Genomic DNA, 21,941 nt, shown 5'->3' with positions numbered 1-21,941 from the left:
CGATCAATTGTTGAAGACCTTCATCTAACTTATTATTTATGGACCGTACGATTAATGTTATCCTTAAACCGTTGCGTCGCTTCGCTATACAGAAGCCGAACGCCAGTCTTTTATTGTTTGCCGCTACCATCGTTGCTATGGTCTTGGCCAATTCGCCTTGGGCACATAAGTATCACCAGTTATTAGCTTTTCCAATCGATCTGCAAGCCGGGCAGTTTAACTTCTTCGCGCATCATGGCGAGACCATGTCTATGCTGGCTTTCGTGAACGACGCCCTTATGGCGGTTTTCTTTTTCGTGATCGGTCTGGAGATCAAGCAAGAGGTATTGATCGGCGAGTTGAGTTCCGTGCGGAAGGCGCTATTGCCTATTATCGCCGCCTGTGGTGGAATGATCGTGCCGGTCTTATTTTATATGTTAGTATGTAATACGCCTCCCGAGGTAAACGGGGCGGCTATTCCGATGGCTACGGATATCGCTTTCGCCTTGGCCGTATTGGGCTTGTTGGGGAAGCGGGTGCCGTTGAGCATGCGTATCTTCTTGACCGCCTTGGCTGTGGTGGATGATATTGGAGGTATCATAATTATCGCCCTGTTTTATAGCGGGCATATCGCTTTCGAGCCTTTGTTGATATCCCTGATAGTCCTCGCTTTGTTGTATGTGGGAGGAAAGTTCCGGGTACACAACCGATTGTTTTTCTATATCGGTGGCTTTATCGTTTGGCTGCTATTTCTGGAGTCAGGAATCCATCCGACAATCGCCGGCGTGTTGATCGCCTTTACGGTTCCAGCCCGTCCGGTTGTTAAGCTAGATGATTTCACGTGTGATATGACCGGGTATTTGAATATGCTGGACTATACCGAGGTTCGTCAGTCGCGTAAAGCGGAAGTACTTACACCTACACAAATTCAGGTATTGAATAACATCCATACGTTGGCGGATAAAACGATCAGTCCGTTGCAGACCATCGCTGATAAGTTGCATCCTTTGGTAAACTATGTGATACTTCCTTTATTCGCTTTCGTGAATGCCGGTGTGACATTCGGGGATATCCAACCCCAGACATTAGTTAATGTACCGTTGGCAGTGTTCGTGGGCCTATTTGTAGGAAAGACATTAGGTATATTCTCTTTCTCTTACTTGTTTGCGTGTACGCCATTTGCCTCCATGCCTACAGGCATGAGTAAGCGTAATTTATTTGGAGTATCCATGTTGGGAGGAATCGGTTTCACGGTCGCTTTGTTTATAGCGAATCTTTCCTTTGACGGCAGTACGGCGGCGGGTGCCGATCTCTTGAATCAGGCGAAGCTGGGTGTATTCACGGGATCGTTTATATCCGGTCTTTGCGGTTATCTGGTATTGAAATGGGTTTTACCTAAAGAAAAAGTGGAAACGATCTAAATAAAAAGGCAGTCCGGCAAGGACTGCCTTTTACATTATATTATGCCGTAACTAAAGTTTCGTGAGATCTTGTTGCCATGTAATATATGATTTGATAATTGAGCACGCCTTCTTAAACCTCTTTGGATTTGTTGAATAGCGAGCCGATCCATAATAACAAAATAGCTCCGACCGTAGAGGTTATCAAGCTCCCTAAGATACCACCGGCCGATATGCCTAGTAAACTGAATACCCAGCCACCCAATACACCTCCAATAATACCTAGGATCAAATTAACAATGACCCCGAAACCTCCTCCACGCATAATCTTACCAGCCAGATAACCGGCTACGATACCGATGATAATAGACCAAATAAATCCCATAATGAATAGTTTTATATTTTATTAAAAAGTTCTGATGCTTTGTATTTAAACACATCCTAAAAGTCTTTAGTTGCGCTTTGTACCTCTTTTTAACGAATCATTCCAAAAGATCTAGCGAATCTATGAAGGATTCATAGACGGGATGGTTCAATTGAAAGACAATCGCTTCGAAAGGACGGAGCGTGATATCTTTTTGAGGCGCCATATGACTTCGGGCCCCGTAATTGTCCAATAGGACGTGTGCGTTACTCATATCTATCCCCGGAGTGGAGATTGCCGCCTTGGGGGAGAAATTGAGCATAATCAGATAAGTGTCGGCCCCAGTCTTGCGTAAGAAGGTATAGGATTGGGGATTCTCCGCATCCAACAAATGATAACTGCCATAAATCAAACTCGGATTCTCCTTACGGAAGCTGACTACTTTCTTAAAATAATTAAGTATGGAGGTCGGATCTTTTTCTTCGTCCGTTACGTTTATCCAAGTATAATCTGGATTTACCTTTAACCAAGGGGTTCCTGCCGTAAATCCCGCTTCCGGCGAGCGATCCCATTGGAAAGGAGTGCGGGCGTTGTCTCGTCCGGTCTCTTTCTGTTCGTCCAATACCGCCTGCGGATCTTTACCCTCTGCTTTCGCTTTCTTATAGCGGTTGATCGTATCGATATCGTTATAATTCTCGATACGGTCGAACCGAATGTTACGCATACCTATCTCGTCCCCGGCGAACCAATAAGGCGTTCCTTTCATCGTAAGCAGAAAAGTAATAAGCATCTTGGCGGACAAGGCCCTGAACTCATCCTTATCGCTACCAAAGCGACTGACCATACGGGGCTGGTCATGATTACCCAAGTAGATCGAGGGCCAACCCTTATCTACCGCCTTATCCCATTCCGTAAACATCTTCTTTAGGGCGATCAAGCTATAGTCTATACCGGATTCCGGATTGTCCGGTAGGGTTGTATTCCGGATGCGGGCGGCGTCGAAATGATAAAGCATATTCAACTCTTCCCGGGCCGGATCGACAAATTTAGCGACATCATCTACCATCACGGCCGAACCTTCTCCAACACTCATACAATCGTATTTGCTTAATACCTGCCGATTCATCTCGTGAAGATAGAGGTGTAGGCGAGGCTCTTTGGCATAGAAAGAAAAGATATCCGGATATTTCTTGGAATCTATGAGAGGGAATGAGGGATCTTTGGCGATAAGAGAGATAGAATCCATGCGAAAACCGTCTATCCCTTTATCGAACCAGAAGCGCATCATATCGAAAATCTCTTGGCGTACCTCCGGGTTCTCCCAATTTAAGTCGGGTTGTTTCCGGGAGAAATAATGCAGGTAATACGAGTCGGTTGGCTTGTTATACGTCCAAGCGTTGCCTTCCTCGTCGAAATAGCTGAGGCGCAAGGGAGGCTCACCTTTCTCGGCCGGCCACCAATGGTAATAATTATAATAGGGATTATGTCTGGATTTACGGGCTTCCTCGAACCAAGGATGCTCGTCGCTGGTATGGTTTACTACCAAGTCCAGTACCAGTCGCTTCTCCCGTTTATGAATCTCTTTCAGGAGGCGGTCGAAATCTTCCATCGTACCGAATTCCCGCATGATTTCCCGATAGTCGCTGATGTCGTAACCATTATCATCGTTGGGAGAGAGAAAGATCGGGTTTAACCAGATGATATCCACACCCAAGCTTTGTATATAATCCAAGCGGGAGGTGATACCGTTTAAGTCACCGATTCCGTCGCCATCGCTGTCCTGAAAGCTACGGGGATAGATTTGGTATATAATCGCTTCTTTCCACCAAGTCTTTTGAATGTCCTCTTGACCGGACGTACTCTCTGTAACATGCTTTGAATCCATCTTATTATTCTTTAGTTTTTTACTATAACAAAAGGATGTGGTGGTTAGTTTCAGCAACTTATGACGCTTGGGAAGTGTTGTTTTATCAACAAATAGAAGAAACATATGGAAAATGGAGTAATGATGCAGTATTTCGAATGGAATCTGCCGAACGATGGAATGCTGTGGAAACGGCTGAAGGATGACGCCTCGCATTTACATGAGATCGGGATCAGCGCCGTATGGATCCCACCCGCTTACAAAGGCCATGAGCAAGCGGACGAGGGGTATGGAACCTATGATCTATATGATTTGGGGGAGTTCGACCAAAAAGGGACCATACGCACCAAGTATGGAACTAAACAGGAACTTCAAGAAATGATCGAGGAACTTCACCGGAACCAGATTGGCGTATATCTGGATGCCGTGATGAACCATAAGGCGGGAGCCGATTATACCGAGTGGTTTATGGCGCAAGAGGTAGATCCTGGGCAACGGGAAAACGCTACCAGCGAACCCCATGAGATAGAGGGATGGACCGGCTTCGACTTCCCGGGGCGTGGCAATATGTATTCTAATTTTAAATGGCATTGGTTTCATTTCTCCGGGACGGACTATGATGTGTCCCGCAAGAAGGAAGGTATATTCCAGATTCTGGGAGAGGGAAAACATTGGAGTGAGGGAGTCGATGATGAGAATGGAAATTACGACTATCTCATGTTCGCCGATCTGGATTTCGATAACCCTGAAGTCGTGCGTGAGATGCAGGACTGGGGGATCTGGGTATCGAACGAACTAAACTTGGACGGTATGCGCCTTGATGCGATCAAGCATATGAACGACCAGTTTATCAAGCATTTTCTGGAGGCGGTGAGAGCGGATCGGGGAGAGGGTTTCTACGCTGTCGGGGAATATTGGAAAAACGATACCGAATCGTTGGAGGCTTACCTGTCGCAAGTAGAATATAACGTGGATTTGTTTGACGTAGCCTTACATTATAACTTGAATGAGGCTTCCGAGAAAGGTCGTGACTATGATTTACGCGATCTATTAAAAGGGACCTTGGTCGAGATATGCCCGGATCAAGCCGTCACCTTCGTGGATAACCATGATTCCCAGAAAAACAGTTCTTTGGAGTCGCAGGTGAAGGATTGGTTCAAACCTTCCGCCTACGGTTTGATCCTGTTGATGAAGAAAGGGTATCCGTGCATCTTTTATGGGGATTATTATGGCGTAAAAGGGAAGAAATCTCCCCATCGTAAGGTATTGGATATGCTATTGCGTGCCCGGAAAGAATATGCGTACGGGGAAGAGGTGGATTATTTTGATCATCCGAACACGATCGGCTTCGTACGCTTGGGAGATCTGGGACATGCTGATTCGGGCTTGGCGGTGGTTATCTCGAACGGGGAAGATGGAGAGAAAACAATGTCTGTGGGGGAGAACCGGAAAGGCGAGGTATGGCATGAGATCACAGGCTCGGTAAAAGATACCGTGGCGATTGATGAGGAAGGGAAGGGCCGTTTCCTTGTCAAGGGAGGCAAATTGGCTGTTTGGGTCAAGGCTTAACGGATGCTTTACTTGACCTCGAATTGTATTTTCTTTTGGTTCCCCTCGTTGTCGATGAGGGTAAGGAGATGTTTTCCTTGGCTCACGGAGCAACTGATCTGGTGATTCTCGGTGGTCTCTCCCAGATAGCTTTCGTCCAGATGCCAGTAAATCGTAGCGTCACGGCGGGCGTGGGCGGCCTTGAAGATAAATTTCTCAGACTTTCCGGAGAAGCCTTTCGGAAGGTAGAGAATGGCGTTATGCTCGGGATAGATCAGTTCGATCTGGCGGTTCAGGTCTTGCCCGCAGCCGGGTTTTACCGGAGGGAGCGGGATATAATCGATGTGATAGTTGCGGTAGTAATACTCCTGCGCGGGAGGAAGCACGAACCACGGGCGGCTGATCATCCGGTCGACAGACTCGCAGGAACTATTGACCCTGTACCGTCCGTCCGCCGATAGATGCACGAGCTTATGGTAGGGGCAAATCCCCGTGTTATTGCCGGACAGCGGCATGTATAAGGTGTCCGTTTGCTCGCAGTAGGGCGAGGCTTTATGTCCGCTGTTCCGGCAGATCGCCATGGGAAGCGTCTCATCGTAGGGCAGGTCGAACCATTCGCCACCGGGCAATAGGGAAAAGAGATCGAAAAGGACCGGGGCGGCGTTGCCGACACCCGTAAGTCCCGGACGGCCCTCGCCGGAAGCGTTACCGGCCCATACGCCGACGACGTAGCGGGGGGTCGTGCCGATCGCCCAAGCGTCTCGTCCCCCGTAACTCGTCCCGGTCTTCCATGCGATCCGTTTCATCGACTCGAATTGTTGCCAGTCGGCCTCTTCCTCGGGACGGTTCAGGGCGGACATCGCCTCGAACGTGTACCACAGGGCCGCGGAGGAAAGGAGAGCCTTATCGGTGAGCCGGCTATCGGTAAGGGAACGGATGGGTTCCTTCCTCTCCGCCGGAAAGGGAGTCAGCGGATGGATATCCGCCGGATTATAGCGTCCGTTGTAAGTACGGTAATGTTTAAGCACACGAGACATGGAGGCATACATACCGGAAAGATCCCATAAGGTTCCCTCGGCCCCTCCCAAGATCAAGGAGGCCCCGTAATGTTCCTCGGAGAAACGTAAGGTAGTCATTCCCCACGATTTCAGTAAAGACATAAAGCGTCCGGTATTATACTGGGAGAGCATACGTACCAAGGGCACGTTCAAGGAGCGCTCTATGGCTACATGGGCCGGTACCGCCCCGTAGAATGTCTTGTTGTAATTATGGGGGGAGAAGCCGTTTATATTCAAGGGCACGTCCGATACCAGCATAGAGGGGAGCAACAGCCCGTCGTGCAGCATACCGGCATACAGGAAGGGCTTGAGGATGCTTCCCGTGCTGCGGGGCGAGGTAATGATGTCCACTTGGTTCCCCCGCCGCTCGTCGGCCGGATAGGTAGCGTTTCCGGCGTAGGCCAATACCTCCCCGGTCTCCACGTCCGCTACGATCGCCGCCAGATTATAGATATGGTTGGAACTGTATTCACGGGCATAACGGTTTACGAGGGCCTGTGTCTGTCGTTGCAGGGCTTGGCGGACGGAGGTTTGGATGCGTTGCCCCGGTTGTTCTGCGGCCAGTCTTTCCAACAGATGCGGGGCATCATTAGGTAAAGGGAGAGGGGCTTCGGGAAGTGGCTCCATGCAGGCCAGCTCGTATTCAGTCTCTTCCAATATACCTTTCTTTTGAAGGGAAGCCAATAAGCGATCCCGCTTCTCCTTCAGTTGTTTCCGGTTTCTCCCGGGGTGGATCAAGGCGGGGGAGTTAGGAAGAACCGCGAGCGTGGCGCTCTCGGCCCACGATAGCTCGGAGGCGCTTCGCCCGAAATAACGCCATGCGGCGGTCTCCAGCCCGATCACGTTTCCCCCGAAGGGAGCGTGCGAGGCATAGAGGTTCAGTATCTCTTGTTTGCTATAGGTGGTTTCTAGAAAGAGCGCCCAGCACATCTCGATCGTTTTCTCGTAGAAGGTCCGGTCTTGGTTTCCTCTCGCTATGCGTGCCAATTGCATGGTCAAGGTACTTCCTCCGCTCACCACACGCCCCGCTTTCCCGTTCAAGCGGATCGCCCGGAAGATGGCGGCGGGGTCTATACCGGGATGGTAAAAGAACCGTTTATCCTCATACGTGAGCAAGCAATCCACGAATTTATCAGGCAAGCTATCCGCCGCCGGGAAACGCCATTGCCCGTCCGGTGCGATACGTGCGCCTAAAAGCTCGCCCTCGGCCGAATATAATAAGGTAGAGCAGGGGGCGGGAAATAATTGCCGGGGCACGATGCCATACATGACACACCACGCCGTCACGCCGATCCCCAAGAGGGATGCGAGGAGGCGCCATGGCACTCGTCCCGGCCTTGGTAATAGCGACTTGGATAGATGGCTGAGGTATCTGCCAGTACTTCGTAGGAAGTACTGTAGTACTGTGAGCAAAGTACTGCGGTACTCCTTACGAAGTACTGCGGTACTGTCCGGCTGAGTATTGCGGTACTTTATAAGGAGTACTGCCTCAATCATACCAATTGACACTCTCCTCATAATGATCGAACCTTAGCTCTTCCGTCACTCCGACCCTTCGCAAGGCGTTTAGCACGATCCTTTGCTCTTTAGGTGAGAGTGGAAATTCGCCCCTTCGCCGCTCGAAGTAGGGGTTACGTCCGAAATGGAACATGAGTATCGACATGAATTGCTGGTATTGCGCCGGGAACATCCGGCTCTGTATTCCGGTGAAACCCCGTGCGTAGGTGACGGGAGCGGAGTCTCGGAAGTAGGGGCAAGCCCCATCCCGGGTACAGAGGGTGGGGTTCAGCAGCCGTAATACGGTTGCCGGTTGTTCGATGAGCGGTTGGTAGGCGATCTGGTGCAGGCACTTTCCGGCCCGAGGGCAATCTTGTTGCTGGCAGACGGCGTAGTCGATGGGGATTTCCTTGTGTAGTTTCTTGGTCATGATGTTGCTATTTATGTATTATCGGGATTGAAATCTGTCGGGAACAAGGTCTCGCTATCGAAACGGTCAAAATCCGATTGGAAGAGACGGTCTTGAATGACCCGATACTTCTCGAACTCGGCTTCTGCGAAAGCTTTGGCTAATTCGGCTGTCACCTTGCCGGCGTTGGTCAATAAGTCATTACCTCCGGCTTCGAGTATCAGGTCGATACGTTTTGCCCAGTCTTCCATGGTCATGGGTATATGTCGTTTAGCCATGCGCTCTGCCATATCCAGAACTGCGTTGACTAAATGTCCCATGTCGTCCAACTCCATCTCGTTAAGGTAGTTCTTGGCAATGGCCACATCTGTTTTTACGATCTTCCCTTTAGGCGCATTTTCCCATGTGGTCAGTCCCATATGTTCTTTTTCCGAGTTGGCTCGGTTCACGATTAACTCGGCGGCGGTATGACCGTGTACGGCATAATGTATCTTATTTTGTACCTTTTGGAAAAAGAGGCGGGTGGTTGGTGCGTCACGATTATAGTCAATAGCGGTAGCATAGATATCGGTCAACTTTTGGTAAAAGTGACGCTCGCTTAACCGTATCTCCCGTATCTCGGCTAGTAGATGTTCAAAATAATCTTCACCGATGAAAGAGCCGTTCTCCATACGCTTCTTGTCTATCACATAACCACGGATAGCGAATTGACGGATGACCGATGTGCACCATTGGCGAAATTGTGTAGCACGAACGCTGTTTACACGATAACCGACAGAAATGATCGCATCAAGGTTATAAAACAATGTTTTTCGGGATACTTGCCGTCCGCCCTCGATTTGAACTACCGAGAAAAACTCGGTAGTTGAATCTTTCCGTAATTCACCGGATGTAAAGATGTTCTTTAGGTGTAATCCGATATTGTCTGTAGAGCAGTCAAACAGGGTAGACATCGCTTTCTGCGTGCACCAGATGGTTTCGTTATGATACATTACCTGTATGCCATCTTCCTTACCTTCTAGCATGAAGATAAGGAATTCCGCCGTGCTATTTCGAATTTCGAATTTCTTCGCCATATACTTTTCTTTCCTCTTGTTTAGCGACTCCTGTACTTCTTTGGTGGCATACTGGTCGCTCCATATTTAAGACAAATGTACGAAAATTATCAGTTTGTCTGAAAGTATAGGAGAGAAATCCTTCTATTTATGTACATTTGTGGATTAACCATTTAAACATTCATGTGTATGATACGGTCTATCGGTTTATTCTGCGTACTTTGTCTCTTGTCTATCTTGACAAGTTGTCATACGACAAGCTCCACGGATCAAGATCTCCCCCCTTATAATCCGAATGTAGAGGCGTTTACTACCGGGAAGATTTCCCGGTATTCTCCCGTTTACCTGATCTTTAATCAAGAGATCCCGGCGGATCGATTAAAGGCGGACCGATTGGGGAAACTCGTGCGCCTCAAGCCCGATGTGCCGGGGAAATGGGCTTTCGAGAATAACCGGACGTTGGTATTCAAGCCGGAGAAAGGCTTTGAGCGAAACACCTCTTATCAGGTGAAAGCCGATTTGTCCGAATGGTTTGAGGCACAAGGTAAGGATAAGTGGTTCGCTTTTGGTTTTACCACGCTCCCTTTAGCCCTTCGGGGGAATCTGGAATCGATGGATATCAACAAGAAAAACGAGAATGGGTACGATCTGACCGCCGTGCTTTTCACGCCGGATAAGGAATCTCCGGAGACCGTGGAGTCGTTGGTGGATTTCTCGGAGAAGGTAGACGCTACTTGGCAACACAGCCCGGATGGGAAGAAACATGAGGTAACCTTATTCAATGTCTCCGCCGGGATGGAGGGGGAACGGACACTCAAGCTTTCCGTATCTTCTAATAAACTAGGCGTGGAAAAGGCCGATGTCGTGACAGTGAGCGTTCCGGATCAGAATGATTTCTCGGTGTACGACGTGACGTATGTGTCCGAGCCGGAGCGTTACGTGGAGGTCGCTTTCACGAAGTTATTGGATGTGGGCCAAGATATGAGAGGTTTGGCCTTTATCGCCGAGAATACGTCGGAGACCGTAACCGTGGACGGAAACAAGCTACGCCTATATCCGGATGCCGATTTGTGGCAAAAGGGCGTGATGAATATCCACCTGAACCAAGGCATCCGCAGCAAGAGCGGCTTGAACCTGAAAGAGGCTGTCGTGCGTCAAATAATCCTAGATGAGCAGAAACCCGGCGTCCGTTTTATCGGGAAAGGAGTGATCATCCCGCAATCCACGCAATTATCCGTTCCTTTCCAAGCGATTTATTTGCGAGGGGTTACGGTGAGCGTTATCAAGATATTGGAGCAGAATATCGGTCAGTTCCTGCAATCGAACAACTTGGATGAGTCCGGGGAGCTGATGCGTGTCGGGCGCTTGATCGCCCGTAAGACGATCTTCTTGGATGAGGAGGATCTTGACCTGTCCCGGTGGAATACGTTCGCGGTCGATTTAAAGCGGTTGATCGAGCCGGAACCGGGCGCTATCTACCGTCTGGAGCTTTCGTTTGACCGGCCTTTGTCGGCCTATCCTTGCGGGAATGATACGGTGAAGATCTCGAAGGAGCAGATCTTGGCCTCGGACGAGATCCGTTTCAAGGAAGAGTCCGCCCGTTTTGACGAGGGAGCGTATTATTACCGTCAATACGATTGGTCTAGTTATAATTGGAAAGAATGGAACGATCCTTGCTCGGATAGTTATTACTTTAATAAGGTAGAGGGAAAGAATATCTTGGCTACCAATTTGGGACTGGTCGCCTTGATGGGGCAGGATAATGATATGACCGTGTTGGTGCATAATATACAGAATACGGAGCCGGAGCGAGGAGTTACGGTTACCGCCTATAATTACCAACACCAAGCGTTGGCCTCGGGCACGACCGATGACAAGGGACAGGTACGGCTGGATCTCTCCTCGGGACGTCCGTTCTACCTGATCGCCTCACAGGGAACCCAACGTTCCTATCTGCGGGTGGATAACGGATCGGCTCTCTCGCTCAGTTCGTTCGATGTATCGGGCGAGGTCGTCCAGAAAGGGATCAAGGGCTTTATCTATGGCGAGCGAGGCGTATGGCGTCCGGGTGATACGTTGCATCTGGGCTTTATGCTGAACGACCGGGCGAAGCAATTGCCGGCAGAGCATCCGGTGGTGATGGAGCTGTACAACCCGTTAGGGCAAATGTATGCCCGTAAGACGCAGACCCGTGGCGAGCTGGGGCTTTATGTCTTCGATTTCGTTACCGAGGCGGATGCTCCCACGGGTGCGTGGAATGTGAAGGCGCAAGTGGGTGGGGTCTCTTTCTCGAAGCGCTTACGCATCGAGTCCATCAAGCCGAACCGCCTGAAGATCGCCTTATCCATGCCGGAGAAGACCTTGTTGCGTGGTGAGCCTATGGATGCCCGCCTGCATGTGGAATGGCTGCAAGGAGCTATCGCCCGTAACTTGAAATACGATATACAAGGTACCTTTATCGCCACCCCGACTACCTTCGAGGGCTATAAGGGTTTCTATTTCGACGATCCTTCCCGTGTATTTAATACGGAAGAGAGCAAGCTGATCTCCGGCGTTACCAATGAGCGGGGCGATGCCACGGTACAAGCCCGCTTCGAGCTGGGTTCTACCGCTCCCGGAATGTTGCTGGCAAACCTAGTGACCCGGGTCTATGAGGAATCCGGAGATTTCAGTATCGACGCGGACCGGATGCTTTACTCGCCTTATCGCCGGTATGCTGGTATCAAATCTCCGCAGAAAGATAAGGAACAACTAAATACCGGAGCCAATTATACCTACGAGGTCGCTTCTGTTGATTATTTAGGGAAACCGCAAGCGAATACGGAATTAGACGTGAAAGTATATAAGGTCTATTGGTATTGGTGGTTGGACTCCAACAGTAGCGGTCTGGCCAATTACGTATCGGATTCCTACAATAAGCCGGTAAAGACATTTACCGTCCGTACGGATGGGGACGGCCGGGGTACGTTCCAGCTCTCTTTCCCGGATAAGGAGTGGGGAACGTATTTCATTTCCGTGAAAGATAAGGAGAGCAAGCACTCTACGGGAGTGATGAGTTATTTCGACTGGCCTTATAACGAGGGCCGACGTAACACCGATGGCAGCGAGTCCGCCACGATGCTTAGTTTCAAGACCGATAAGGATAGTTATACGCCCGGCGAGAAGATGGTAGTCACCTTCCCCTCTACGAAAGGAAGCCGTGCGATTATCAGTATAGAGAACGGCGTGCGTGTCCTTTCCTTGACGGAACATACGTGCGAGGATAAACAAACGACCGTGAGACTGGATGTGACGAAAGATATGCAGCCGAACGCTTACGTCTATATCACCCTTTTGCAGCCTCATGGCATCACGAAGAACGATTTGCCGATCCGCTTGTACGGCGTGGTCCCGTTCACGGTAACTTCTCCGGAGAGCCATCTGACTCCGATTATCCAATCTCCCGCCGAGCTGAAACCGGATGCCTCTTATACCATATCCGTCTCCGAGAAGAATGGAAAGGAGATGGCTTACACGCTGGCGATCGTGGATGAGGGCTTGCTGGACTTGACCCGTTTCCGTACGCCGGAGCCTTGGAAGGCGTTTAACGCCCGGGAAGCGTTGGGCGTGAATACATGGGATTTGTATAACTACGTGGTTGGCGCTTATGGCGGCCGTATCGAGCAATTGTTCAGTATCGGCGGCGATGATGCGCTGAACAAAGGCCCGAAAGCGATCGTGAACCGCTTCAAGCCCGTGGTGCGATTTGACGGCCCGTTCTTGCTGAAGAAGGGGAAGACCGCCCGGCATACCTATCAGATGCCGAATTATAACGGGCGTGTCAAGATCATGGTGGTAGCCGGAAACGGGGAGGCTTATGGACATGCCGATAAGAGCGTGATGGTACGTAAGCCCGTAATGCTGCTAGGAACCTTGCCCCGGGTGATCGGCGTGGGCGAGGAGATGGTAGTACCCGCTACGGTATTCGCTACCGAGGATGGCGTAGGAGCCGTGAATGTATCTATCGCTTGCAGCTCGAATATGGAAGTGGTCGGCGAGGCGACGAAGAGTTTGAGCTTCGAGCGGAAAGGGGATCGGCAGGCCTCGTTCCGTATCCGGGTGAAGAAGAACCCGGGTATCGGGAAGGTAACGATAACCGCTACGGGTAAAGGGGATAAATCCGTTTATGAGACGGAACTGGAGATCCGTACGGTACGCCGCCCGCAAGTGAAAGTTACCGCCGCTACCTTGGAGGCCGGCAAGTCTTGGAAAAAGACGGTTGCGATGCCGGGTGCCACGGGTACGAACCAGTTGACTTTAGAAGTGTCGGATATCGCCCCCGTGAACTTATCCTCACGTCTATCTTATTTGTTGGGTTATCCGCACGGATGTCTGGAACAGATCACCTCGAAAGGATTCCCGCAGCTTTATATCTCCTCGTTTACGGATTTGACCCCTCAACAGGCGAAATCCACGGAGGAGGCCGTGAAAGAGGTGATCCGCCGTCTGCGCTCTTACCAGACCGTAGATGGGGCTTTCGCCTATTGGCCGGGTGGAACGAGCAGCAATGGCTGGGGTACGGTTTACGCTACTCATTTCTTGCTGGAAGCCTCGAAGAAAGGCTACTTGGTTCCCGAGGTCATGAAACAAAGCGTATTGAATAATCTACGCCGGGTAGCCCGTAATTGGAAGCCGGCTACCTCTTATTATATGGATTCGGAAGAGACTACCCAAGCCTATCGCCTGTATGTATTGGCTTTGGCCGGGTCGCCGGAGATGGGTGCCATGAACCGCTTGAAAGAGATGAAAGACTTGGCCTCCATGAGTCGCTGGTCGCTAGCTTCCGCCTATGCCTTGGTCGGCCGTGAGGATGTCGCTCAAGACTTGATCAGTAAGACGACGGCTCTTCCTTCCGGTTATTCCGAGTATGACGAGACGTTCGGCAGTGATGTCCGGGATCAATCCATCCAGTTAATGACGCTTTGCTTGTTGGATAAAGGCAAGGAGGCCGCTACCTTGGTGGAAGAATTGTCCAAACAACTTTCTTCGGATGATTGGTTGAGCACACAATCTACGGCATTCGCTTTAGTTGCCTTGTCGGACTACCTAGCTAAATATCGGGTAGACGGGGCCATGGATTTCACGTATGCTTGTGGCGGAAAGGATGGACAGGTGAAAACAGATAAGAATATATGGTCCGAGACCTTATTGGATAAGGCGGGGACCTCGGCGAGCGTCGAGTTGAAGAACACGGGTAAATCTACGCTCTTCGCCCGTATCATAACCGAGGGAATACCGGAGCAGGGAGAGGAAAAAGCGTATGCGAATGGTGTCTCGTTGGCGGTTAGCTATGTGGACTTGAACGGACGTCCGGTCAATGTCGCCCAATTGGAGCAAGGTACGAATTTCTCCGCCGTGGTTACGGTAAAGAACCCTTCGGCCCGGGGATATAATAATTTGGTATTATCGGAGATCTTCCCTGCCGGATGGGAAATACTGAATACCCGTTTCTTGAATGAGTCCGCTACGGACAGCTTGAGCGCCGGAGTGAATTATCAGGATATTCGTGACGACCGTGTTTATAGTTATATAGACCGTCTGCCGGCAGGCAGTCAAGTGACCGTGAAGATCAATCTTTGCGCAGTCTACCCGGGCCGCTTCTACCTGCCTCCGGTGTATTGCGAGGCGATGTACGATTATTTAATCCGTGCGAATACCGCGGGACAAGAAGTTACCGTATTCTAATTTCGTGGGGGGCGGGCAGACCCCGCCCTTATATTTTTTCGAAATTTATTGGATTTATAGTTGTATGCTCGAATAAAACCATTACATTCGCAGCATATTTGAGATTGATTTAAGTTAGTATTAGAAAGTATTTGCTCACAACTTGATTTGTTAGGTAAACTTTTTTAGTCGACATACTCAGCTCAATTAACCATTTAATTAAAGTTTACAAAATGAATCTTTACATTTCAAATCTAAGTTACAACATCTCTGATGCGGACTTAAGACAGTTATTTGCTGATTACGGTGAGATTACTTCAGCAAAAGTTATTATGGATAGAGAAACTGGCCGTTCAAGAGGCTTCGGTTTCGTTGAGCTGAGCGATGATGAGCTAGCTAAGAAAGCTATCGAGGAGTTAAACCAAGCAAGTTATGACGGCAAAGTCATCAATATAACAGAAGCCAGACCTAGAGAGGATAGAGGCGACAGAGGTGGTCGTTTCAATAACAACAGAGGTGGCGGCTACGGTTCCAACAGAGGCGGTGGCTATGGCTCTAACAGAGGTGGCGGTTATGGTTCTAACCGGGACGGTGGAAGATATTAATTCTATCTAGATAAAAAGGAAAGAGCGATCAGAGATGGTCGCTCTTTTTTATTTCAAGCACATAGGCTCGTCCACGGTCTGTCGTGATCTTTAGGTTACTGTTTTCCTCCACTAAAGGCCGTAGCCTTCGGATCAAGGTGTTCAAGGTCTCGTCGGCGTTGATCTTTCCCGGCCATAAGCTCTCGCAGATATCCGAGCGGTTCAAGATATGAGTAGGCGATAGGAAAAACATCTCCATCAAGGCATATTGCTGAGGGGTGAGTTTTAGTTTCTCCTCATTCTCCTTATAGAAGGAGGCGGTCTCGCAAGAAAGGTTCAAATTACCGAAAGAGATGGTCTTTTCCGGATGGATAGATTGGGGCATTATCAGCTCCTTTCTATAACGTTTAAGCAATAAGGGCAGGGTAGCGGATAAAAAGGCAAGCCCGAGGAATAGGCCGGGCAAAGATTTGTCCGATAGCCCGATAACCGCAAAGGTGGAGCAATTGGCGTACCCTTGGAATGAGATCCCGATATGATCCGTGGTAGCATTGGGGCTGTTCGCTATGGATGATGCCCAGATAATCGTATCGCTGGCGATATAATATTCGTTGAGTTTCTTGTTGGCATTAGCGGGAGCGTTTTCGGTTTGAGGATCTTTATTGAGTACGTGGATCACGATTCCCGTTTTCTTCTTGTCGGGCGTATAACTCAATGCGTCGGAAAAGTCCTTGTTATAACTTTCTATGGATACCGGATTGCCGAAAAGCTTGGATAGATTGGCATAGGTGCGTATGGAATCTTGGCTCATCCATAGGTGGGAATTTTGCAGGATCGTTTGTTGCAACGCTTGGTTCAAGTCTGTCACGATCGTTTTCTTAGCTTCCGTATAACTATGGAAACCAAAGCTGAACGAGAGAATCAGCATTAAGGAGGTACCCAAAACAGATAGATTGGCCGATAGTCGTGTATTCATTATTCGCTAGATTAGAATTAACATAAAAAGAACGTTCGAAGGTACTAAATATTATAGAAGGAAAGTATCCTTTTCGATAGGATTCGGGATGAAATAGACATAAATCCAGCTAAATGACCGGATGTCATGGAAATGTCAGCTACTTATCCGGCGATTATTTATGTTGTTGTTGTCTGTTGCCTCTACTTTTGCCCGAAAACAAATCAAATAAGATGCAGATATGAAAAGATTTCTGATGATGATGACCTTGATAGGGCTTGTGGGAAACTGGAACTCGACGTTGACCGCCCAACTCGTCTCTCCCGATTCATTGTATTTGAACGAGGACTTACCCGAGATAAACATTGTTGCCGTGAAACCCTTGATAAAGGCGGAGGCGGATAAGACTACTTACAGTATCGCCGAGGACCCGGATTCCAGAACCTATACCCTGCTGGAGATGTTGCGGAAAGTCCCTCTAGTGACCGTGGATGGCGAGGATAACGTGAAGGTAAACGGACAATCCAGTTTTAAGATTTATATGAATGGGCGTCCCTCGAATATGTTCTCCAATAATCCCAAGGAGGTCTTGCGTAGTATCCCCGCCAGCATGATCAAGAAAGTGGAGGTGATAACAGATCCCGGTGCCCGTTACGATGCGGAGGGTGTCAGCGGAATCTTGAATATCGTGACGAAAGGAGCGGAGTTCGAGGGATATAACGCGAGTATAAACACTACGGTGATGAACTTATTTAAGAGTGTCGGTGGTTTCGCTACGCTGAAATATGGCCGATTATCGCTTTCCGGAAATTATACGTTTAGCCAACAGTCATCCGAGAGCGAGTCAGATTATCTCCGTACTCAGTCGGAAGACGGTGGGAAGCTCCGGATGCTCTCAGACGTAGACGTGAAATATCCGGCTCATTATGGAAGTCTGGAAGGCAGTTTCGAGATCGATACATTGAATTTAATCTCCTTGTCCGGAAACTTGAATATCGGAAACAGCAACTCTATTTGGAATAGCCATTATAGCAGGCTTGATAAAGAGGGGGAAGAAATCTATGCTTATAACGAGGATATGAGTAAAAAGAACGAATGGGGTAGCGCCTCCTTAAAAGCGGATTATCAGCGTTTATTCAAACGAAATAAGGAAGAGATGCTAACGCTTTCCTATCAGTATGATTATATCCCGAACGATATCTATAGCGTGTTTTACGATAAGGATAAGATGGGTAATGTCTCGTTACCCCAACTGGAGGCCGATTATACCCGGCAAATCAGTCATGCCCGCACCCATGAGCATACGGCCCAGCTTGATTACGTGAATCCTTTTACAAGTATACATTCCATCGAGGGAGGTTTGAAGCTGATTCGGCGTAGCAGTACGAGCCACGCTACTTCGGAGGTAAAGGAGTTGGATGAGGGTGTCTGGTTACCCGCAGATTTACAGCCTTTGGTGGAATATCGGCATGTGCAGAATATATGCTCCGCCTATGCGGGATATGGATTTAAGTATGGTAAATGGAGCTTGAACCCCGGCATTCGTATGGAACATACTTGGCAGGACGTGACTTATAAACAAGGCGAAGGCAAGGATTTTAATTATCGTGTAACGGATTGGGTTCCTTCTTGGACCTCCGCTTTCCGCTTGGATGACCGGAGTTTGTTTCGCTTGGCTTACAACTTACGTTTACGTCGCCCGAATATCAGCTATTTGAATCCTACGGTGTTCGTGTCTGGGACCTCTATCTCGTATGGAAATCCGGGATTGGTATCGGAGAAACATCATCGTCTTTCGGCGTCATACAGTTATTACGGAACGAAATTGAATGTGCAAGCTTCCGTGCTCTGCACCTTGGGAAAAGGGGTGATTGATGAGTATCTGTTCATTGATTCGGCGAATGTGGTGAATAGTACGTATGATAATCTCGTGGACGTGAAAGCAGCGGGAGGAAACCTTTATCTAAGCTATAATCCTTCGCCCCGGACAAGCGTGTCGCTGAACAGCATGTTGCATTATCTGGATTTACGGGCGCAGGAGGGGAATGAGGTTTACGATACGGATGTGCGTAATTCCGGCTTTTGTGGCTCTGCTTTTGTCGATTTCTCGCAGAAGTTTAAGTACGGGTGGCGTTTTGTCCTGTCGGGTGGGTACGTGCGTTCCGAGCCGAATGTGGGGATGGACTCGTACGGCTTTTATTTTTACGGCTTGAGTGTGGTAAAGAGCTTCTTGAAGGATAAATTGACTTGTACGCTGCGGGCGCAAGATTTTCTGGGAGATCATAAGACGATACAGATTAACGAGCGATATCCGGACTTTCATATCCGGCAGACCGAGCGTATGTTTAGTCGTGGTTTCGGCATCGCCATTAGCTACCGGATCGGTGATTTAAAAGCGAGCGTGAAGAAGGCGGGGAGAAGCATAAGGAATGATGATCTGTTGGACGCCCTAGATAAGTAGGGCGGGCACAGGCCCGCTCCCTACGGTATCATAACTCGTCCAGCCATTTCTTGCCGGGCTTCGTGTAAAGCCAAGCGATAAATAAACCTGTAATAACTCCTACTACTAAGAATAGGGCACTTAATGGATTTAATATCATATTCTTTTATTTTAAAATTTTATTTCCTAACCAAGCTAATGAATAGGTGACACTAAGACCTGTCATTATCATGACCCAACAACTCTTATCAAAAACATTCTCTTGCAAAAGGAGTATTTCTCCCAATACTATAGCGGCGAAAACCAACTTAGCCAAATCAAAAAAGAACTTCCCTAAAGTCTCCCTCCTGATCTTGTCCCGCTCTTTCTTAATAATTATTTTCTCAAAATTTCCCATTTCCCCATAGTCTCTTGTTTTGGTTAATACTACTGATTATATGTAGGCAAATGTATATATTATCGGCGACCTGCCCAACTTTTTTATGTGGAATCGCTTATTTTCCCTAATTTTGTATCCCTAAAACGGATGAATGTGGAAGAGTATTTGAATCAACTGAATGAGAGCCAGCGGGAAGCGGTGGTTTACAATGAGGGGCCATCCTTGGTCGTGGCCGGGGCTGGCTCCGGTAAGACAAGGGTACTGACCTATAAGATCGCTTATTTATTGCAATTGGGATTGCCTCCCTATAGTATCTTGGCGCTGACCTTTACCAATAAGGCGGCCCGGGAGATGAAAGAGCGTATTGCGGCCATCACCGGTGACCAAACGGCCCGTCGGCTATGGATGGGAACGTTCCATTCCATCTTCTCCCGTATTTTACGGAACGAGGCGGAGCATATCGGTTATCCTTCCAATTTCACGATTTATGACGCCACTGATTCCAAGAGCTTACTGAAATCCATCATCAAGGAAATGCAATTGGACGATAAGGTGTACCGCCTAGGAATGGTGCAGAGCCGGATCTCCAACGCGAAGAACTCCTTGATAACTTATACGGCCTACGAGCAAAATAAAGAGCTCGTGGAAAGCGATATGAATGCCAAGGTCCCCTTGCTTCGGGAAATCTACAAACGTTACCAGAGCCGTTGCCTGCAAGCGGGAGCGATGGATTTCGACGACTTGTTGCTGCAAACCAATATCCTGTTCCGGGATCATCCGGCCGTCTTGGAGAAATACCGGAACTTCTTCCGGTATGTATTGGTGGATGAGTATCAAGATACGAACTTCGCCCAACACTTGATCGTGCAACGGCTTTGCGAGAGACACGGCCATATCTGCGTGGTAGGGGATGACGCCCAGAGCATCTACTCCTTCCGAGGCGCTAATATAGATAATATCCTGCAATTCAAGAATCTTTATACCGGTTGCCGTATCTTCAAGCTGGAACGGAATTACCGTTCCACCCAGAATATCGTGAACGCTGCCAATAGCTTGATCGACAAGAATACACGTCAGATACCCAAAACGGTCTATTCCGAGAAAGAGGCGGGCAACAAGGTGAGTGTTTTCACCTCGTACTCCGATTATGAGGAGGGCTACACCGTAGCCGCCCGAATCAACGAGATGCACGGGATATTAGGGAAATTCTCGTATGCTGATTTCGCTATCTTGTATCGTACCAACGCCCAGTCCCGTATCTTGGAAGAGGCGTTGCGAAAGCGGGGCATCCCTTACAAGATTTACGGCGGTTTGTCTTTTTACCAGCGGAAAGAGATCAAGGACGTGATCTCTTACTTCCGCCTGATCGTGAACCCGCACGACGAGGAGGCCTTGAAGCGAATCATCAATTATCCCACCCGGGGAATCGGGGATACGACGGTAGGTAAGCTTGTTGGCGCCGCTACTGAATACGGGGTAAGTCTATGGACCGTGCTTCAAGCCCCCTTGGAATATTCGCTACCGATAAATAATGGTACAGCTAAGAAACTGAGCGATTTCCGTAGTTTGATTGAAGTTTTCATTGAAGAGAATAAAAAACTCTCCGCAGAGGAATTGGCTACCTTGGTGGTGAAGCGTAGCGGCATCGTTTCCGACCTGTTTCAAGACCGTTCCGTAGAGGGCGTGAGCAAGCAAGAGAACTTGCAGGAGTTGCTGAAAGGTATCGCTGAGTTTTGCGAGATCCGGCGTGAGGAGGGCATGGAGCAAGTCGCCATGTCCGACTTCTTGGCGGAGGTATCCTTGCTCACCGATCAAGATAACGATAAAGAGGAAAACTCCGATAAGGTCACGATGATGACCGTACATGCCGCCAAGGGATTGGAATTCACGAATGTTTTCGTGGTAGGCTTGGAGGAAGACCTATTCCCCTCGTCCCTGTCGAAAGATAACCCGAGAGCGGTAGAGGAGGAGCGTCGTTTGTTCTACGTGGCGATTACCCGTGCGGAGCAAAATTGCGTATTGAGCTATGCGAAGAGCCGCTATCGTAATGGGAAGACGGATATGTGTACGCCCAGCCGTTTCTTGAAGGATATAGACGCTAAGTATCTGGATATGCCTTCGGATGCCGGCGCTTCAGATGCATTCGCCTCGGCCCGTGAACGCTACGGGCGCCCGGCTTTTGCCTCTCCATTCCGGCAACCAAGGGCGGTTGAGGATGATTTCGTGTCGCCGGTGAAGCAAGCGGCACAGCGTCAAGGGCATCTTACGAAGTTAAAAAACACGATGGAATCGTCCTTTTCGGCGGCTCCAGCCACAGATCTATCGGGGTTACATGTGGGTTCCAAGGTTCGCCATGATCGTTTTGGGGAAGGTGAGATTGTCTCGATAGAAGGAGAGGGTGGTAACGCGAAGGCTACAGTGGCCTTCGATCATTTCGGACAAAAGCAGTTACTTTTGAAGTTCGCTAAACTTACTATGTTGAATGATTGACGGTTAGCTTATGGCATGTCTGGGCATGCTACGAGCCGCATCGTATTTCGCACCGCATTTCGCACTACGTTTCGAATGACCAAGGTGTTGGTTTTTAGTTGATTGAATGAAAAAGGTATCGCTTTTTCGCACTGCGTTTCGCACTACTATATATAAGTATATTAGGAAAGATAAGAAAAAAAGAAGAGGCGACGTCACGTCGCCGTTTTTTCCCTT

Annotated in this window: 13 protein-coding genes; 6 read left to right on the top strand and 7 right to left on the bottom strand. The window is 48.9% G+C overall.

Going from position 1 to position 21,941, the window contains the following annotated elements:
- Nucleotides 1-38: 38 nt before the first annotated feature.
- The gene (gene nhaA, locus NBH07_RS16345; RefSeq protein WP_009017309.1) at nt 39-1,400 is read left to right on the top strand and encodes a Na+/H+ antiporter NhaA; all 1,362 of its coding nucleotides are present in this window, start codon (nt 39-41) and stop codon (nt 1,398-1,400) included.
- Between the two features lie 112 nt (nt 1,401-1,512).
- On the opposite strand, the gene NBH07_RS16340 is transcribed toward nhaA, so the two are convergent.
- Entirely contained in the window at nt 1,513-1,764 is a 252-nt protein-coding gene (locus NBH07_RS16340) for a GlsB/YeaQ/YmgE family stress response membrane protein (protein ID WP_005857281.1), read from the bottom strand.
- Nucleotides 1,765-1,861: 97 nt separating this feature from the next.
- The gene (locus NBH07_RS16335) at nt 1,862-3,628 is read right to left on the bottom strand and encodes a glycoside hydrolase family 13 protein (RefSeq protein WP_121956769.1); all 1,767 of its coding nucleotides are present in this window, start codon (nt 3,626-3,628) and stop codon (nt 1,862-1,864) included.
- Nucleotides 3,629-3,733: 105 nt separating this feature from the next.
- On the opposite strand from NBH07_RS16335, the gene NBH07_RS16330 reads away from it, so the two are divergent.
- A complete protein-coding gene (locus NBH07_RS16330) occupies nt 3,734-5,176 on the top strand; it encodes an alpha-amylase (RefSeq protein ID WP_009017311.1) in 1,443 nt (480 codons plus the stop codon).
- 8 nt (nt 5,177-5,184) lie between these two features.
- On the opposite strand, the gene pbpC is transcribed toward NBH07_RS16330, so the two are convergent.
- The 3 genes from pbpC to NBH07_RS16315 are packed head-to-tail and all read right to left on the bottom strand — an operon-like array spanning nt 5,185 to nt 9,195.
- A complete protein-coding gene (pbpC, locus tag NBH07_RS16325; RefSeq protein WP_039848605.1) occupies nt 5,185-7,731 on the bottom strand; it encodes a penicillin-binding protein 1C in 2,547 nt (848 codons plus the stop codon).
- Complete coding sequence (locus NBH07_RS16320) at nt 7,703-8,140, bottom strand: DUF6078 family protein (protein ID WP_009017313.1); 438 nt, start codon at nt 8,138-8,140, stop codon at nt 7,703-7,705. Before NBH07_RS16320 ends, pbpC begins: the two co-directional genes overlap by 29 nt.
- 11 nt (nt 8,141-8,151) lie before the next feature.
- On the bottom strand, nt 8,152-9,195 hold the full coding sequence (locus NBH07_RS16315; protein WP_009017314.1) for a virulence RhuM family protein: 1,044 nt from the start codon (nt 9,193-9,195) through the stop codon (nt 8,152-8,154).
- 168 nt (nt 9,196-9,363) lie between these two features.
- On the opposite strand from NBH07_RS16315, the gene NBH07_RS16310 reads away from it, so the two are divergent.
- Nucleotides 9,364-14,898 carry an alpha-2-macroglobulin family protein gene (locus tag NBH07_RS16310; RefSeq protein WP_250833559.1) on the top strand — a complete coding sequence of 1,845 codons (5,535 nt, stop codon included), beginning with the start codon at nt 9,364-9,366 and terminating at the stop codon, nt 14,896-14,898.
- 212 nt (nt 14,899-15,110) lie between these two features.
- Nucleotides 15,111-15,482 (top strand): RNA-binding regulator, encoded by a 372-nt coding sequence (rbp, locus tag NBH07_RS16305; protein ID WP_009017316.1) that lies wholly within the window; start codon nt 15,111-15,113, stop codon nt 15,480-15,482.
- 28 nt (nt 15,483-15,510) lie between these two features.
- Here rbp and NBH07_RS16300 read toward each other — a convergent pair whose 3' ends face one another.
- Nucleotides 15,511-16,437, bottom strand: coding sequence for a helix-turn-helix domain-containing protein (locus NBH07_RS16300; RefSeq protein ID WP_009017317.1), 927 nt, complete (start codon nt 16,435-16,437; stop codon nt 15,511-15,513).
- Nucleotides 16,438-16,657: 220 nt separating this feature from the next.
- Here NBH07_RS16300 and NBH07_RS16295 point away from each other — a divergent pair, with 220 nt between their 5' ends.
- Nucleotides 16,658-18,877: an outer membrane beta-barrel family protein gene (locus NBH07_RS16295; RefSeq protein ID WP_008779806.1), complete on the top strand. Its 2,220-nt coding sequence runs from the start codon at nt 16,658-16,660 to the stop codon at nt 18,875-18,877.
- Nucleotides 18,878-19,022: 145 nt separating this feature from the next.
- Here the strand turns inward: NBH07_RS16295 and NBH07_RS22660 are convergent, their stop codons facing one another.
- Nucleotides 19,023-19,253: a DUF6722 family protein gene (locus NBH07_RS22660; protein ID WP_005857263.1), complete on the bottom strand. Its 231-nt coding sequence runs from the start codon at nt 19,251-19,253 to the stop codon at nt 19,023-19,025.
- Between the two features lie 129 nt (nt 19,254-19,382).
- On the opposite strand from NBH07_RS22660, the gene NBH07_RS16290 reads away from it, so the two are divergent.
- Nucleotides 19,383-21,725 carry an ATP-dependent helicase gene (locus NBH07_RS16290; RefSeq protein WP_011966254.1) on the top strand — a complete coding sequence of 781 codons (2,343 nt, stop codon included), beginning with the start codon at nt 19,383-19,385 and terminating at the stop codon, nt 21,723-21,725.
- The last annotated feature ends 216 nt before the right edge of the window (nt 21,726-21,941 follow it).

This window comes from Parabacteroides sp. B2-S-102, from assembly GCF_023656665.1.
Lineage (GTDB): Bacteria > Bacteroidota > Bacteroidia > Bacteroidales > Tannerellaceae > Parabacteroides > Parabacteroides distasonis.
This window is presented reverse-complemented; position numbering and strand designations above follow the sequence as displayed.